The organism is Pseudomonadota bacterium (assembly GCA_026388315.1).
Taxonomy (GTDB): domain Bacteria; phylum Desulfobacterota; class Syntrophorhabdia; order Syntrophorhabdales; family Syntrophorhabdaceae; genus MWEV01.
On sequence record JAPLKA010000021.1, the window covers coordinates 1 to 16,356 of the forward strand.

Sequence of the window (16,356 nt, forward strand, 5' to 3'; positions counted from 1 at the left end):
AGCTACCTGATAGCCCGTAGATGGGGTTATTGCATAGTTCTGAGAGGTGCCCTGATTCACAGTGATTGCACCAGAAGGAGTGATTGAGCCGTTTTCGCCCGCTGATGCAGTGATGGTATGAGTGACAATATCGAACGCTGCCGAGATCGTATGGTTTGCGGACACATTAGTAAATGTGTAAGTTGACACCGCACCGACAGAACTTCCATCGACAAGGACATCAGTAATGCTGTAGTTTGTAGCCGGAGTAATCGTATAATGCCGGGAAGCTCCATAATCCGCAGATGCCACACCGGTCGGTGAAATAGAACCGTTCTCGCCCGATGAAGCTGTAATAGTATAGGTGTTAATACCAAACGTTGCCGAGATCGTATGGTTTACGGTTATATCGGTAAACTCATATATACTCACCGCACCGACAGAAACACCGTCAACGAGGACATCAGCTATACTGTAGTTTGCAGCCGGAGTGACTATATAGGTCAGTGAAGCACCATGAGTTACAGATGTCACACCGGTCGGCGAAACTGAACCGTTAGTACCGGAAGAAGCCGTGATGGTATAAGTGATAATATCGAACGTTGCAGAGATCGTATGAGAGACTGCTACGTTGTTGAATGTATACGTACTGACTGCACCGACAGAAACGCCGTCCACGAGGACATCGGCTACCTGATAGCCCGTAGATGGGGTTATTGCATAGTTCTGAGAGGTGCCCTGATTCACAGTGATTGCACCAGAAGGAGTGATTGAGCCGTTTTCGCCCGCTGATGCAGTAATGGTGTGAGTGGCAATATCGAACGTTGCCGAGATCGTATGGTTTGCGGACACATTAGTAAACTCATATGTACTCACCGAAAATAGAGGAAATCCAACCGAAGCACCATCGACAAGAATATCAACAATGCTGTAGTTTGTAGCCGGAGTGATTGTATATGCCTGAGAACCCCCATGAGTTACAGATGTAGAACCCGAAGGGGTTATAGAACCGTTGGCACCCGCAGAGGAAATAATGGCGTAAGTATTAATAGAGAAAGTAGCGGATATAGTATGAGGGGCAGTCACATTAGTGAACTCATATGTACTCACCGCACCAACCGAAACGCCGTCGACAAGGACGTCAACTATACTGTAGTTTGCAGCCGGAGTGATTGTATAGTTCTGAGAACCCCCATGAGTTACAGATGTAGAACCCGAAGGACTGATTGCCCCGTTTTCACCGAATGAAGCTGCAATAGTGTAGGTGTTAATACCGAACGCTGCCGAGATCGTATGGTTTACGGATACATTAGTAAATGCATAAGTTGACACCGCACCGACAGAAACGCCGTCGACAAGGACATCGGTAACGCTGTAGCCTGTAGCCGGAGTGATTGTATATGCCCGTGAAGCACCGTGAGTTACAGATGTAGGACCCGAAGGACTGATTGCCCCGTTTTCGCCCGCTGAGGATATAATTGTGTAGGTTGCCACTTTAAATGTTGCAGATATCGTATGTGAGGCAACCACATTGTCAAAAGCATAAGCTGTTACCACACCCACCGAACTTCCATCTATGAGGACATCCTCAACCTGGTAACCTTCAGAAGGAGTGATTGTATAGGACTGAGAAGCGCCCTGGTTTACAGATGTCACACCGGTCGGCGAAACTAAACCGTTAGTACCGGATGAAGCCGTGATGGTATGAGTAGCAACCCCAAATGTGGCACTGATTGTATGGGTCGCAGATACATCGGTAAAATTGTATGTGTTTACCGCTCCGACCGAAACGCCGTCAACAAGAACATCAGTTACTTTATAGCCTGTGGCCGGAGTGATTGTATAGGACTGAGAAGCTCCCTGATTTACCGTTGTCACACCGGAAGGAGTGATTGAACCATTTTCGCCCGATGAAGCCGTGATGGTAAAACTCTGAACTTCGTAGCGGACAATTACAATACCGGAACCACCATAACCCGGGGTGCCAAAATTATACCTTCCACCGCCACCGCCACCGGTATTGGGAGTGCCATTCTTAGTTTCGTTCCCCCCGCCGCCAATTCCACCCATTGCACCCCAACCGCTTGCTCCACCACCGCCACCGGCGCCGTAATATACAGGGGTTCCAGAGATCGCGGTAGCAATCCCGGGGCCTCCGTGTCCTTTCACCTGCCAATCAAGCCCACTGGTATTGCTACCGGCACCCCCCGCTCCGCCGCCTCCGCCGCTCTGTAGAGAGCAATAGGGGTACCAAGTCATTCCAGAACTTCCCGGAAGGAGTATTCCGCCAGGATTATTCTGGGGAGCTCCGCTTGCTCCACCTGACCCGCCGCAATCGCGATCGCTGCCTGTCCTGCCGTTTCCTCCAGGAGGAGCAGTTATTGATGAAAATGCAGAACTATTTTCCCCCGCGCCTACTGTCACAGATATGTTCCCTATGCTTATTGACAGCGAACCTTGCATGACTCCGCCTCCGCCTCCGCCACCATAAGTATACCCCGAGCCTGAGCCTCCGCCACCCATACCACGTCCGCCGCCGCCAACCACCAGGTACTCGGCGTCTCCACCCCGAGTTACGGTAAGCGTACCGGAACCGGTAAAGGTATGCATTTTATAGTTACCACTATATGTTACCGTGCCGCCCGTGGCGACAACGTAGGTTTTTTCGGTAAATGTAACAGATATTGTATGATTTGCGGTTATATTGGAGAAGTTGTAGCTTGTTACCGCACCGACAGAACTTCCGTCAACAAAAACATCGGCTACTTTATAGCCTGTGGCCGGAATGATTGTATAGGCCTGTGAAGCGCCATAATTTAATGGGGTCACACCGGAAGGAGTGATTGAACCGTTTGCGCCTGAAGAAGCCGTGAGCGTATAGGTAGCTGTTGTGAATGTGGCACTGATTGTATGGGTCGCAGATACATCACTGAAAGTGTATGCGCTTACCGCTCCGACCGAAACGCCGTCAACAAGGACATCTGCTACCAGAAAGCCTGCAGCCGGAGTAATTGTATAGTTCTGAGAAGCGCCCTGAGTTACTCTTGTCACCCCGGTCGGAGAGACTGAACCATTAGCACCCGAAGAAGCTGTGAGCGTATAGGTAACTGTTATAAATGTCGCGCTTATCGTATGGTTAGCAGTCACATTGCTAAATGTATATGTGTTTACTGCACCAACTGATACCCCATCAACAAGGACATCTGAAATCTGATAGCTATTATCGGGTGTAATTGTATAGCTCTGTGAAGCTCCCGAAATTACTGTGGTTGCACCGGGAGGACTGATGCTGCCATTGGCACCAAAAGATGAGAGAATGGCAATGTGTTCGAGTTCATAACGGACAATTACGATACCGGAACCGCCGGCACCGCCTAACGCACTCAGGGCAACAGTCCATCCACCACCCCATCCACCGCCACCGCCACCGCCTCCGGTATTTGCCGATCCGGAAATACCAGCAGAAATAGAAGATCCGTAATATCCTCCTCTACCTCCACCGCCTAAGCCACCAATTCCTGAATCATTGTAGATACAAGCAGCACCACCACCACCGCCGCCTGCATAATATGTAGATACACCAGAAATAGATGAGACTTGCCCGGTTCCGCCATTGATTTTAACGGTACATCCTTCACAATGGTTTGGAGATGATCCAAAAGCAGCAGATGCAGCTCCTCCTCCGCCGCTGCCATGACTATAACCAAAAGAACCTTCTCCGCCGGCGTATCCCTGTCCGGGAACTCCAGTTCCAGTAATTAGTTCATTTCCTATTCCTAAAGGAGGTGCACTTGTATTATTACCAGTTCCTCCTCCTGAACCACCGTTGCTTCCCCTTGTTGCTCCGCCATTTATTCCTCCTCCACCGCCGCCTATAGCGGTTATCGAGTTGAAAACAGAGTTTGAACCATTAGTTCCTTGAGTAAGTGCACTGCTTATTCCGCCACTGCCTACTGTTACCGTTTTGCTTCCAATAGACAAAGAAGACATTCCGTTGAGAAAACCACCCGCACCTCCACCACCACTGGCATTGCTGCCGCCGCCCGCACCGCCGCCTGCAACAACCAGGTACTCGGCATCGCCGTTCTGGGTAACATTCAGCGTACCAGAATCGGTAAAGGTGTGGATCTTATAATTACCATCGTAAGTTACCGTGCCGCCTGTAGCGAACGTATATGTTTTTTCAGCAAAGACGGCAGATATTGCATGGTTTGCATTTAGATTAGAGAAGGTATATGCTGCCATTGTACCAACGCTTATCCCATCTATAAGGACGCTGCTTATTTTATAACCACTATTGGGTGTTATAAAATAAGTTTGAGAAGCACTCTGGTTTTTTGTGGTTACGCCAGCGGGGCTGATAGTGCCGTTGGCGCCTGCCGAAGCAGTAATTGAATAAGCATTAACGCCAATATCGAAAGTAGCAGATATTGTATGATTTGCAGACACATTAGTAAAAGTATATGCACCACCCGTTCCTGCACTTGACCCATCTATAAGAACATCAACAATCCTATAACTATTGGCCGGGGTAATAACATAAGACTGGGAAGCGCCAAAATCTACCGTTGTTGCGCCGGTCGATGAGATTGACCCGTTGTCGCCGGAAGAAGCCGTGATAGTAAATCTTTGGATTTCATAACGAACAATCACAATGCCGGAACCACCATACCCCGGGCTCCCTTGATTTGAAGACCCACCGCCGCCTCCGCCCGTGTTGGCGGTACCCCACCCCCCATTCTGACTCTGATACCCCCCTCTTCCTCCACCACCAAGTCCTCCGGGGTATGGAGTATTATCATAATAACTTTTTCCCCCTCCTCCACCGCCGGCATAATAGGCAGATGTTCCAGAGATCGTAGAAGCATTCCCGTTTGCCCCTGCTCCGTTCGAGGTATTATATACTCCTTTTACACCTCCGGTAGCGGTTATTGATGAAAATACAGAATTATATCCATTGCTTTTTGTAAGTCCACCATCACCTACAGTCACGGCAAGGTTGCCGGTACTAACAGCAAGCGTTCCGCTAAGAACGCCGCCTCCCGCTCCGCCGCCGCCGCCACTGTACAAGTCATTACTGTTGTTACCACCACCACCTCCTGCCACTACCAGATACTCAACATTCCCGGATTCGGTAACGTTCAGCGTACCGGAACCGGTAAAGGTATGAATTTTATAGTTACCGTCGTAGGTAATCGTGCCGCCCGTGGCATCTGTTGCATATGCCGGCAGAGACACAGAAAGCATAAATATCATTGCCATCGCTAAAAGGATAGAGCAGCTTTTAACCTTCGGGTACCCGCCGCTTGCGGGTGCTGAGCCCCTACCCTTTGACCTTTCATCTTTAACCTTCTTCCCTGTCTTTTTCATCTTCTATACCTCCCTGGAATTATAAGCAGTATTACCTTGTAACCGTAATCTCTTTTGTAAATTCGGCTTCTGCGCCGGAATCGTCCGTCGCTTTAAGGCCGATGTTGTATGTGCGTGTCGCCGGCGCCTTGAATGATATGTTACCAGAACCGTTCCTGTAGTCCCTGCCGTCGTCCAGATTCCATTTGTATGAAGAAATCCTTCCGTCCGGGTCAGTGCATTTTGCCTTCAGATACACATAATAGCCCTCACCCGATATGTGGTCGATGGTGCAAGTCGGAGGTTGATTCGGAACCACCGTAATATCAATAAAATCGGTCGCAGCCGCGCCGCTTTTCATGGTTGCCGTAAAGGTAACGGTATGATCTCCCGGTTCACTGAAGGAAGCCCTCAGGTATTCAGACTTCGTGTTTTCAACGGTAACCCCGTCTATCTTCCATACATGGCTTTCAATCCTGTCGAGAGCTGTTTTTCCTGCTATAGTGCTTCTTATGTAGATATCGAGCGGGGCCCTCATGGTCTTGTTCGATGCAGAGACTTTGAACCCGATTTTTACAGGAGACGCGCCAACGGTTATCGTCACATTGTCCGTTATTGTATTGTCATACTGGTCTGTCGCAGTCATCGTTACATTATATGTGCCTATCTTCGTAAAAAGATGATGGACAATCGTATTGTCAGTTGTCAGTGTCTCTCCATCACCGAAATTCCAGTTGTAGGTAATGCGGTACTGAAGCCCCATGATCTTTTTAACCGTATAATCGATATTTAAGGTCACATTGTATGGCCCTAACCCTTCCGTCCTTTTCACATTAATTTTCGGAGCGGGGAAAATGTAGCCCACTGCCGTGATTTTAATCGCTGATGTTTTTAATGTTTCTTCCCTGTGACCATCAACCCATCCTTCGCATTGAAGCGTATTTGTTCCTTCTGCGGTCGGGGTCATCGTCACCTCTCTGCCATCCACAGTAGAGTTATCCGGCAAGATCCATCTCGTAACCACATTCAAGGCACTGAACCGGGCAGGTATCACGGCGGTATAGGTGTACTCTTCACCAACAAATACTGCCTTCTGCCCCGATATACCAACGGGGATTCCGGGAAGTTCGACTGCGTTTACGGCAAATGTTGTCTTTCTTGTCAATTCTGTCCCTGTGAGGATTGTTTCCGCCTCTAACTCATATTTTCCCGGAGACGCGAAGATTGCATTCAGCGTATCCCCTGCCGTTTCCTCTCCGTTGTATCGCCATTTTACCGTGCATTTGGCAGCATCCAGGCATGCCGCCTCCGCTTTATATGTGTTTCCTGTATCAATGTACACAGTTCTGGCGCCCGTTATGACGGGAGCCATGGTCTTCTCTCCTACTACTTTGACAGATTTTGTTACCTCTTTTTTTATCGAAGGCGATTCTATCAACGATGCCACCAAACGTACTGCCATCGTGCCTTCCTTGCCCGCCGTGATATTTGCTGAACCGCCTTTCGCTACCGCACTGCTGCCCACCAGCCAGTCAAAAGCCAGTGTCCCCCACAGCGGCGCATTCCCCTGAACAGTACATGTAAATGATTCTTTCGACAGTATCTGGTCAGGGCACGTTACCTCCGCCGTAATCGGATTGTCCAGGACATTGAGCTGCATTTGCCTGTTCGCCACTATCAAGGGTAATTCCCTGGCGAATGCTTTTACTGTAACGGTTTTTTCCCCGGGGGTATTGAATATAATACCCGTGTGTGTACCCTCCGGGTCACTAATCTGCCCGCCGACAGCACTCCACAGAAGTTTCAGGGTACCTTCCGATGATCCGGCGCTTATGGAGCAATTCACCTGCTGCCCCATATACACCTCTTCTTCGGTACAGCCCGCGTTGTAAACTGTAGGAGGCGGGAACACCACGGTGATGTTTGCCACCTTCTCAATAAACAAAAACGGGGCCTCCTGGATATACATCTTTACCCTGGTGGAATGATTACCTACCGTGCCGAAAAGTGCATTTGCCATAGCCGTGTTGTTTGCGCCTACTATGTTGCCGCCCGCATCGGTATTCCACAGAAAAGAGATTTCCCCCCAATTGGAGGACCCTACGGCAGTGCAGGCTGTCTGCGTGTTCATGTCTGTTGCTGCGGGGCAATTGACGGTGAGAGACATATTCACCGGTGTTACCTCTACCGGGGCATTAGCCGTTATTGTCCTGGACGGATCTTCAATGATACTTACTATCACGCTTACCAGTTTAGTCCCTGTTCCTCCTGTAAAGGCAACCGAAGTTGAGGCATCAGTGGGCGTTCCCGCACTTCCGCCCGGTACGGTCCATGCGTACTTGAGCGTGCCGGCTGCTGCCGAGGCGGATACAGTGCAGGTGCCTGCCTGCCCGGTATGAAGGGAAGCTGGACATGACACACTGTTAATAGTGGGAAGCTGATAAGTAAACGTTGCCGAGATCGTATGGTTCTCGGACACATTATTGAATGTGTATGATGATACCGCTCCGACAGAAACGCCGTCCACGAGGACATCAGCTACCAGAAAGCCTGTGGCCGGAGTGATTGTAAAGGTCTGAGAAGCGCCCTGAAGCACTTTGATTGCACCGGTCGGTGAAATTAAACCGTTAGTACCGGAAGATGCAGTAATTGAAAACAAGGCAGGGTATATTGTTCCAACATTGTAACCGTTTACACTAATGTTGCTATTCGCTAAATTAATATTGTTCACAGTCGGGGTAAATATTTTGATTCTTCCTCCACCCCCGTCAGTTCCTCCGTTGGCAGTAAGAGATCCGCTCACAACTACAGCTGGTGCATCTAATAAGATACCCCCTCCGGATGAACCACCACCAAAACCACCCCTTACATTAACATAACTACTGCTTCCACCGGATGCTCCAGAGTCTCCATTGGCAGTAATACTGCCAGATACTGAGAGATTGCCTGCAGCTTTTAAAAGAATCCCTCCACCACCAGGTTTTCCGACCCATCCAGTACCGCCGCTTGTATTGTTAGACCATCCGCCTCCGCCTCCTCCTCCACCGCCGCTGCCCATATCAATATCATAACCATTACGTGTCCCGTAAATGGGACCTGCACTTCCTCCACCGGGACCGGCGGAGCCTCCTGCTCCGCCACCGTTATAACCTGTTCTGCCAAATCCTCCATGACTGCCACCGCCTCCGCCGCCGCCGCCATCCCCGGGCCAGGCATCTGAAGATGATGACCCGTTACTTCCTTTGCCGCCGCCGTGCAAGCCGCCGGCGCCTCCGCCTCCCCCTTTATATGTAAGGTTACCAAAGGTTCCACCTGCACCACCGGCATATCCTTTGAGGTCGCCATTAAGGGTTCCAGCAATATTTATCGTTACTGCATGTATTTCCAGAAGTGTCCCAGCTTCAACATTAACAGTGGTTCCTGCAGGAATAGTAAATGTTCCTACATTGATATATTTCCCGGTCAATGTCGATCCATTTGCCGGAGTAAAATCAGCGCCTGCATAATCAGTATCTCCATAAACCGGCAGAGACACAGAAAGCATAAATATCATTACAATCGCTAAAAGGCTGAAGCAGCTTTTAGCCTTCGGATACCCGCTTGCGGGTGCTGAGCCCCTGCCCTTTGACCTTTCACCTTTAACCTTCTTCCCTGTCTTTTTCATCTTCTATACCTCCGTGGTATTATATGCGGTTATCATTGTCTTGCAGACGTTCCCATCTTTATCTGCTGCCCGTATATCCCCGCTATTGGAGCACATTTTCCTATCAGAAAAAGGCGTAGCCGTATTTAGGCCTACATCGTTGGCCTTTGATTTCCTTGGGGTTTCAAACCGGAGAAATACATTGGTCAGTGCCCCATTAGGCAAAGCTTCATCAGTAGCGGCATTCGGGACAACAAGCCGTAATCTGTCCGGATAATCCGGCATATTAATCGTTTCTGCAGTCGCAAAATTAAGACAGCAGGCAAATATCAGCATGATCGTTATGCACAACATTGCCCGTCTTCTCTTTAAGACCCCGGTTGTGTACCTTTGTTCCTTACCCATACATCCTCCTTCACATAAATTGACATTAACGTATTACTATTTGCTGTATTACTACCTGCCGGGGAAGTAATAAGCATTCAGATAATTCGCACACATCAGGGAGGAATCATGATAGTAACAACAGGATATATTGACCACAGGGATATAAAAGAATACTGCGGGATCGTTACCGCAAACCTTGTAGAAGGTCTCAATTTCGCCAGAGATTTTTTTGCATCTATCAAAGATTTTACCGGCGGACGAATTGAGGGCTATGAAAAAATGCTCGGCAGATGTGAGGATGAGGCATTTTCGCAACTGGCTCAGAACGCATCGCAGGTCGGCGCTGATACCGTCATGGGCGTAAGGTTCAACCTCGGCATATTCTCTCCCCACGAGAAGGGCACCGTGATTGGTATTAGTGTCTATGGGACAGCGGTTAAACTGAAACAAGGCAACGCTGCAATAAAATGCCATGATGGAGGGAGTTACGACAGTCAACCGGACAATACAAGCCGGAAAGAATTTGTCGCCCCTGTAAGCGGAATCGGATTCGAGTGGGGCAAGTAAGAACGACCTGCTATTACCTGTATTTAATCTCTGCCCTTCTGTTGGCTGACTTTTGATCACTTATGTAGCAGCATTTCCCCTTCCCTTCAGTCTTTGCGTCGGTCTTGAGATACTTCTGGACGGTTTTCGCCCTTCGAAGCGCAAGTTTATCGTTGTATTCCTTCTGTCCGGCATCACATGTATACCCTGTTACGGAGACCTTTTCCTTCGTTGTAATGGCATCGAGCTTTTTCTTCTCCTGCGGTTTGAGAGCGGAGGAATTGAGGTCGAAACGGACCGTCTCGGTCTGTTCTTTTTTAACCGGAGGCAAAAGATCTTCGGGTTTGATTGTAAACTTCTTTATTTTTTTAACCACGGGCTTGATATAGGGAGTTTTCGGTACAACCACTGGCTTATCAAGTGTTACCATGAAGGTGTCTCCCTTCTCGTAGCGGGCGATCTTTGCCTCAGCAGTTATATCGGCTGTCGCCTGAGAAACAGCAAGTAAAGCAGCACACAATACGGTAATCATTTCTCCCTCTCCTTTATTTCATCCTCAAGGACTTTTGTAATCGCCACGTCTATGGTATCCCCCTGTTCGAGGTATTTTTTAATGGCGGTATACTCATCAGCTTTTGACGTATAGAGCAATTGCGTGAACCTGTCCACGATCAGTCGTCCCACCGTCACGCCGACAGGGGTGTAGACAAATATTTCCGAGAAATTCCCGTGTTCGGTATGGACACTGCTCAACAGTTCATACAAGCCCTCCGTCAAAGAGACCCTTCCCGACTCCTTCAGCATCTTTATGGATTCAGGTCTCTGCCGGAGCAGGAACATGAAATCCGAGTTCTCTACGATGGCAACACCGGCAGGAATCCTGTAGAAGTCGTTTACGCTCTGCGTTATCGAATAGCAGGCCCCTTTATATTTTCTGAATCTTCTATATGCCGTTTCCATGAAATTGGCTGTGTTGCCCCCTGTGAGCAGATCCCACGCCTCGTCAATAATCAGGAGCTTATATTGTTCCCTGTCCATCATAGCCTGCTGTATCTGAAAAATAAGGGACAACAGCACGACCTCCTGAAGGTCCTTTTTCGATTTGAGTTCTTCAAGTTCCATGACAACCAGGTCGGCCTCTGCCCTCATTGTTGCCGGTCCGTCAAAATATCCGGCATATGCCCCCTGTGACGTATAGGAATAAAGCCTCTTTGAAAGCGAGATTGCGATCGGTTCATCTTTTGCTGCCAGATACGTGGCTACATTGGTGATAGTCATGTCGTTGCCGTGTATGAGATACTGATCCTTGATGGCCTCTTCGATATATGCCAGCGACAGCTCATCGAGGGCATTCATGGATACCATCTGAGCAACAATAGATTTAAGAATAGGCATTTCTTCGTCGATATTCCGCACCCCTGTGAACGGGTTGAGACATACGTTCGAATGTTCGCCGAACACCATGAACTCTCCGCCACAGAAATTTGCGAGCTTTTCATAGCTTCGCCCCACGTCGATTACCCATATCTTCGCCCCCACTGAAAGATAGGATGTTATCAGTTCATTCACAAAAAATGATTTTCCTGCTCCGGTAGAGGCAACGACTATGCCGGAATAGCCTCCTGCGGGGTTGCTGAAAATGTCAAAGAACTGTACCTGCCCTCGCCTGCTTATCAGGTGAAGAACGGGATTCCCGAAACCCTGCCAGTCAGAGGCAATCGGAGCTATCTCCGCTATGTCGGATGCCTTTAGAGTCTTTTTCCGCCTCAGGTCTTCCTGCGCATCTTTCAGATATCCCATCGGGAGCGATTGCAGGAACATCGGCAGTGTTATGTAGGTATCAACCTGAAGGATGAAGCCGAGAGTCCTGAATAGCTGCAGGCAGCGACCGGACATCGATTCAAGCTCTTCCGGCGAGTCTGCGTAGATCAAAATGTTCATATAGCCCATTACAGGGGAATCGCCTGTTTTCATGGACTTCAAAAATGAATCCTGCCCCTGCTTCTTTTCCGCGAGGTCGGGAAGCCACTTTGCGAGCGGTCCGAACAACTGGTACGAGGTGGCAACGGCCTTCTTCTGGACGGCATCTATCGCCTTCACCCTGTCCGGATACTCCGTGTTCAGCGTGATAATAAAAGGACATGGCATCTGTCTCACGTTGTCGTATAAGCTTCCCACATAATTAACCGTATCGGCGATGTCCCACTTTTCCGGGTACTGCTTAACGGTAAAACTTCTCAAATATTTGCCGTCAATTTTGAGATAATCCTTTTCTACAAAGATTTCCGTATCACCGTACACGACCTGTTCCCTTATGATAGTCTTCGCATCGTAATGCTGCACTTCATCGTGGTTGTGTGCAGGATTCAGCATCTCTGATATTAATGTGACAAACTCATCGGGGTACATATCCCTCGGATTAAGATGGGCGGTACTTAACGCCTGAACAACGGTCGGTTTTATTCTCGACGCAATCTTCATTCCCTGTTCAAAACCATTGGGCGTTGTTTCGCAGGGGACAATACATGACACTACATGCCGGAAGTTTCTCGCTCTGAAGTCGTAGCCCTTCAGCATGGATTGCTTTGCGCCTGCTACGACATAATCCCTCTTCCTCCTTGCCGCCTCGATAAGCCCCCTCTTTGTGGTTCTGTTCTCCCTCAAATGAGCATAGGCATCCATTTGATGGGTCACTGTCGGCGAGGCATAGATGGTATACTGTACGGATGTCCCGGGCGGAAACTGCTGATAGTAAAGCCCTTTCAGGGCATCCGACGTCGTGGCGCCTCCCCACGCCTGAGAACACTCATAAACAAACCCCACGCCGCACGAGAGCGTATACACTTCGTTATTGTCGTCGTATGTATAGTATGGCAGCAGTTCTGATAAAGAAAACCGCTTTAACAGTTGCTTGTGTATTTTTAATATGTCCATTTCGTATCCCGTTTTATTTTCAGATATGGCAGGGGGTGTCGGGGAAAGCGGCCCCCGCCGTATCTGTTTAGATTAACCGTATTTGCTTAGATTAATGATGTTACAACAGCGTCAATGATCGTAGGCGTATAGTTGACTGCGAGAGCCGTGCTGATACCCGTTACAACGGAAATGACCGACTGTTTCACAACACCCATTGCGATGCCGACCAGAAAAGCGCCTGCCGCGATTGTCTTGCCGAGAGCGCCGGTAGACCAGCCGGTCAGCGTATCGTATATGTCGGTAAATTCTGTACCGCCTGTTCCCGCATGAGCGGATATGGCCCATACCAACACCATACAAAAAAACATAACTGCCGGTGCTGTGAGTGACTGTAAAAAACCTTTTGTCTTTATTTGAACATTTTTTTCCATAATTGCTCTTCTCCTTCTTTTTTAAATTTTGTTTATTGCAACTATAAGCTTGTAGAAATCCGCCCTTCCCCGGTAGAGCCCGAGCAGATAGGACGCGGTGTTTTCGATAGTTGCATCGTCTCTCAGATACGCATCAAAAGACATCTTCTTCCCCGAATACCTTTTTCTCAACTGGTAATTCTTTCTCAAATATTCCGTCACCTCCCTGCCTAATCTGTTTTTAATTTCTGTATAGGTAAGCTCCTCTATGGCGGCAATCTCTTTATAGAACGGCGCGCCTGCATCGCTCTCTGATAAAATTGCCATTATGAGTCTTCTCACTCCGTACATGTCATTCCGGTATTACTTCTTCTTGGATTTTGCAGGCATCATTCTGACAACCGGCGGCAGGTTCCGGTGATGTTTTCTCAGCTTCTACGGAGGTATCTTCTCTGTCACTCTCTACAACGCTCTGCCTGTCAGCGCTGGGCTGTCCGGCAGCAAGAGAACGCACAGTAAACGGTGGTTGCTTGCCCGTTGCTGATTTCTTCTGAACTGTCTTGTCCTTTTTGTCCTTTATTGCTGCCGATTTCTTATTCCCGGGTGTTGATGCGCCTTCTTTCACCAGAGAAGCTCCGAAGGTTTTTGTGGGTACCTGCCCGGAGAAAAACTTCATCATCTGTTTGTTGGCAGGTGATTTTTCACCGATAATCCACCTGTTTCTCGGATCCGATATCTCTGAGAACACGTAGCCCCCCTGATTGAGATCACCTTCGTCATCCTCCCAGGGCGCTATCCAGATTCTCACAATCTTCGAGGGGATACGGAGAGGTATCTGCCTGTCCTGTTCAAGTTTCTTTGTAATACTTACCGCCGGGGAATCTGTGCCGGAACCCGCATCCTTTTCGTCCTTTGCATGCTTTGTCCTCTTTAATCCTATTTCCCCATCGATAGCCCGCTGGTAAATATCCGTAACAGATTTACATTTAATGCCCGACTCAGGTGCAGGGCACGAAAACTGCGCCGATGAACAACCGGTTGCAATAAGGGCAAACAATACTGCCGATGCGGCGAAGAATGCTTTGATTTTTCTCACTTTACCGTCTCCTGTGCAATCTTTGCCAGCTTATCTTTTATCTTCTCAGCCGGTACGTAACCTACGATACTGGAGCCGTCCTCGAACACTATCGTTGGCAGTCCGGTGATACCATTCTTTTTCGCGAATTCTATGTTTGCTTCGAGGGGTTTTGCGTTGCAGTTCCCTTTGGTTGTGACCTGTTCTCCTTTATATATCTTTTCGAGCGTGTCAACGCTTCGAGCGCACCATACGGCCTGATCGTTCCGTTTATCACCGAAAAACGGAGTAATCAGGAGGTACACCGATACATCGGTCAGTTTTTTGAGTTCCCCTGACAGTTTCTTGCACCAGGGGCAATCTGACGTGGTGAAAACCGCTATCTTCGATTTGCCTTCCGACATCTTTATGGCATTTTCTAAGGGAATGTCTTTGAAATTGATCTTGAACGCTTCCTGTCTTCTCTGTTCGGTAACGTTTTTCATCCCGTCTACCTCGAAGATGTTGCCCATGACCGCATATTTCTTGTCTTTTGTGAGATAGAAGATGATGTTACCTGACGCTGCCACTTCGTACAGTCCCAGTTCGTTGTTGTAGATGATGCTTTTAATGGTAAAGCCCGGGATTGATATGTCGTTTTCCGGTTTTTGTATACCGGGAGCCACACCGATATCCGCTGCATAAGATATGGAACCCGACACAAGCACCATAACTGCTATGAGAACTGCCGCTGCCGTTCGATTCATCCGGTTTATCATTTTTTGTCTCTCCTTTTATTTTACGTTTGACGTCTTTACTTTTTTAGCCTGGGATGCATCCGCGGTCTCCTGATGTTTGCCCTTATTTTCCTGAGGAGTCAGCTTTCCGCCTTTTATTATTACTATTTCTACCTCCCTGCCGGGATCTATCTCTATGACCGGATATATTTGTTCCGCCAGTTTCAGGTAATAATCCGATACCCTGGCGAGGGCGCTTCCTGTACCGGAAAGCCCCGCTCCTAACGCAACATCTCCGAGATCGGGCATAAGTGTCGTCATCTTCCCGTCCTGTTTTGTTACATTTACGTAGCTCATTGCCGTTTGTGGCTGTAAGGCAGTCCCCAAACCCGAGAGTATACCGGTGATGATTGACATGGCAATCTGCCTGCCCTGTTTGGTTATCACCTTGCCCCTCATCCCCAGTTTGCCGTCTTCCCCCATGACCTGCCCCTTGAGAGACACCTCCCACGGCGTACCGTCATTCTTAATACAGGAAAGGGTCTCAGTCCTTATGTACGCCCTTTCCTCGACCATGTTTCCGTAACCGGCCCCGATAATGAAACATTCCTTTAAATCCATCCTGAAACGGTTCGGCAACAACGAAAGATCAGACAGCATCATGAGAGTGGGGTACGGTTCTGACTTCGCGGCAAGCGAAGTAGGAACGTCCATTCCCGAAAGAATGACGGCTTTCGTGATGCTTCCCGTCGGTATCCACACGGAATCATCCCGTTTTGTTTTTTTATCCTGTTTTGATTCGCTGTTTTCCTTGTTCTCCCATGTACGGATTGAGCCACTTGAGCCACCTGATTTATCAAGCTGCTTTTCGCTGCCGCCCTTACCGGGAGACTTACCTGGAACATGCATATCCTGTTTGTCCGTTTTTTTCGTTGAAGGCGGAGGTACCGGCGGAACGCCCGGGGTTTGAGCCTTTTCCTTTTTTACCGCATGTGTTTCTGATTTTTCTGTTTTTTTTGTCTGATCCATTTGCTGCCGCAGTTTAGTCATCTCCGCCCTTAATTCCTCATTCGATTTTTCAAGGGCTTTGATGTTTTGTCCTTCCGCGGCTATCCAGAGGTCCTTTTCCACCTTCTCCGACAGCACGGAGTATTTCCTGTCTTTTTTTGCCGACTCTTTTACCGCCGCGTTTCTTTTGCCTGTGAATGACACACCCACGATAATAACGAGCAGCACCGCCCCTAAGATAACCAGTATCTTAATCCTCTGTTTCTGCTTGATGGTTAAATTTTTTAACATTTCCATTTTTGTCTGCCTTTTTAAAAACTATGTTTT

11 protein-coding genes are annotated in these 16,356 nt (G+C 48.6%); 1 reads left to right on the plus strand and 10 read right to left on the minus strand.

Features of this window, described 5'->3' with window-relative positions:
- The 3 genes from NTX75_01605 to NTX75_01615 all read right to left on the minus strand — a co-directional run.
- Positions 1-5,349: hypothetical protein (locus NTX75_01605; GenBank protein ID MCX5814925.1), on the minus strand; the 5,349-nt coding region annotated here is incomplete at its 3' end.
- A gap of 31 nt (positions 5,350-5,380) precedes the next feature.
- Positions 5,381-8,992 carry a PKD domain-containing protein gene (locus tag NTX75_01610; protein ID MCX5814926.1) on the minus strand — a complete coding sequence of 1,204 codons (3,612 nt, stop codon included), beginning with the start codon at positions 8,990-8,992 and terminating at the stop codon, positions 5,381-5,383.
- Between the two features lie 3 nt (positions 8,993-8,995).
- The gene (locus NTX75_01615) at positions 8,996-9,376 is read right to left on the minus strand and encodes a hypothetical protein (GenBank protein MCX5814927.1); all 381 of its coding nucleotides are present in this window, start codon (positions 9,374-9,376) and stop codon (positions 8,996-8,998) included.
- Between the two features lie 108 nt (positions 9,377-9,484).
- Here NTX75_01615 and NTX75_01620 point away from each other — a divergent pair, with 108 nt between their 5' ends.
- Positions 9,485-9,925, plus strand: coding sequence for a YbjQ family protein (locus NTX75_01620; GenBank protein MCX5814928.1), 441 nt, complete (start codon positions 9,485-9,487; stop codon positions 9,923-9,925).
- A 13-nt stretch (positions 9,926-9,938) separates the two neighbouring features.
- Here NTX75_01620 and NTX75_01625 read toward each other — a convergent pair whose 3' ends face one another.
- The 7 genes from NTX75_01625 to NTX75_01655 all read right to left on the minus strand — a co-directional run bounded on the left by NTX75_01625 (position 9,939) and on the right by NTX75_01655 (position 16,326).
- Positions 9,939-10,436, minus strand: coding sequence for an OmpA family protein (locus tag NTX75_01625; GenBank protein MCX5814929.1), 498 nt, complete (start codon positions 10,434-10,436; stop codon positions 9,939-9,941).
- Positions 10,433-12,838 (minus strand): type IV secretion system protein TraC, encoded by a 2,406-nt coding sequence (gene traC, locus NTX75_01630; GenBank protein MCX5814930.1) that lies wholly within the window; start codon positions 12,836-12,838, stop codon positions 10,433-10,435. Before traC ends, NTX75_01625 begins: the two co-directional genes overlap by 4 nt.
- Before the next feature lie 86 nt (positions 12,839-12,924).
- Positions 12,925-13,251 carry a hypothetical protein gene (locus NTX75_01635; GenBank protein ID MCX5814931.1) on the minus strand — a complete coding sequence of 109 codons (327 nt, stop codon included), beginning with the start codon at positions 13,249-13,251 and terminating at the stop codon, positions 12,925-12,927.
- Between the two features lie 21 nt (positions 13,252-13,272).
- The gene (locus NTX75_01640; GenBank protein ID MCX5814932.1) at positions 13,273-13,557 is read right to left on the minus strand and encodes a hypothetical protein; all 285 of its coding nucleotides are present in this window, start codon (positions 13,555-13,557) and stop codon (positions 13,273-13,275) included.
- 25 nt (positions 13,558-13,582) lie between these two features.
- Positions 13,583-14,326 carry a TraV family lipoprotein gene (locus NTX75_01645; GenBank protein ID MCX5814933.1) on the minus strand — a complete coding sequence of 248 codons (744 nt, stop codon included), beginning with the start codon at positions 14,324-14,326 and terminating at the stop codon, positions 13,583-13,585.
- Positions 14,323-15,063, minus strand: coding sequence for a DsbC family protein (locus NTX75_01650; protein ID MCX5814934.1), 741 nt, complete (start codon positions 15,061-15,063; stop codon positions 14,323-14,325). The genes NTX75_01645 and NTX75_01650 overlap by 4 nt, the downstream gene beginning before the upstream one ends.
- A gap of 15 nt (positions 15,064-15,078) precedes the next feature.
- Entirely contained in the window at positions 15,079-16,326 is a 1,248-nt protein-coding gene (locus NTX75_01655; protein ID MCX5814935.1) for a TraB/VirB10 family protein, read from the minus strand.
- Between the last annotated feature and the right edge of the window lie 30 nt (positions 16,327-16,356).

What these genes read in the sequence shown, in the direction of transcription:
- NTX75_01655 (MCX5814935.1), bottom strand. Translation starts at nt 16,326, where the DNA reads ATGGAAATGTTAAAAAATTTAACCATCAAGCAGAAACAGAGGATTAAG.
- NTX75_01650 (MCX5814934.1), bottom strand. Translation starts at nt 15,063, where the DNA reads ATGATAAACCGGATGAATCGAACGGCAGCGGCAGTTCTCATAGCAGTT.
- NTX75_01620 (MCX5814928.1), top strand. Translation starts at nt 9,485, where the DNA reads ATGATAGTAACAACAGGATATATTGACCACAGGGATATAAAAGAATAC.
- NTX75_01610 (MCX5814926.1), bottom strand. Translation starts at nt 8,992, where the DNA reads ATGAAAAAGACAGGGAAGAAGGTTAAAGGTGAAAGGTCAAAGGGCAGG.
- NTX75_01635 (MCX5814931.1), bottom strand. Translation starts at nt 13,251, where the DNA reads ATGGAAAAAAATGTTCAAATAAAGACAAAAGGTTTTTTACAGTCACTC.
- traC (MCX5814930.1), bottom strand. Translation starts at nt 12,838, where the DNA reads ATGGACATATTAAAAATACACAAGCAACTGTTAAAGCGGTTTTCTTTA.
- NTX75_01615 (MCX5814927.1), bottom strand. Translation starts at nt 9,376, where the DNA reads ATGGGTAAGGAACAAAGGTACACAACCGGGGTCTTAAAGAGAAGACGG.
- NTX75_01625 (MCX5814929.1), bottom strand. Translation starts at nt 10,436, where the DNA reads ATGATTACCGTATTGTGTGCTGCTTTACTTGCTGTTTCTCAGGCGACA.
- NTX75_01640 (MCX5814932.1), bottom strand. Translation starts at nt 13,557, where the DNA reads ATGGCAATTTTATCAGAGAGCGATGCAGGCGCGCCGTTCTATAAAGAG.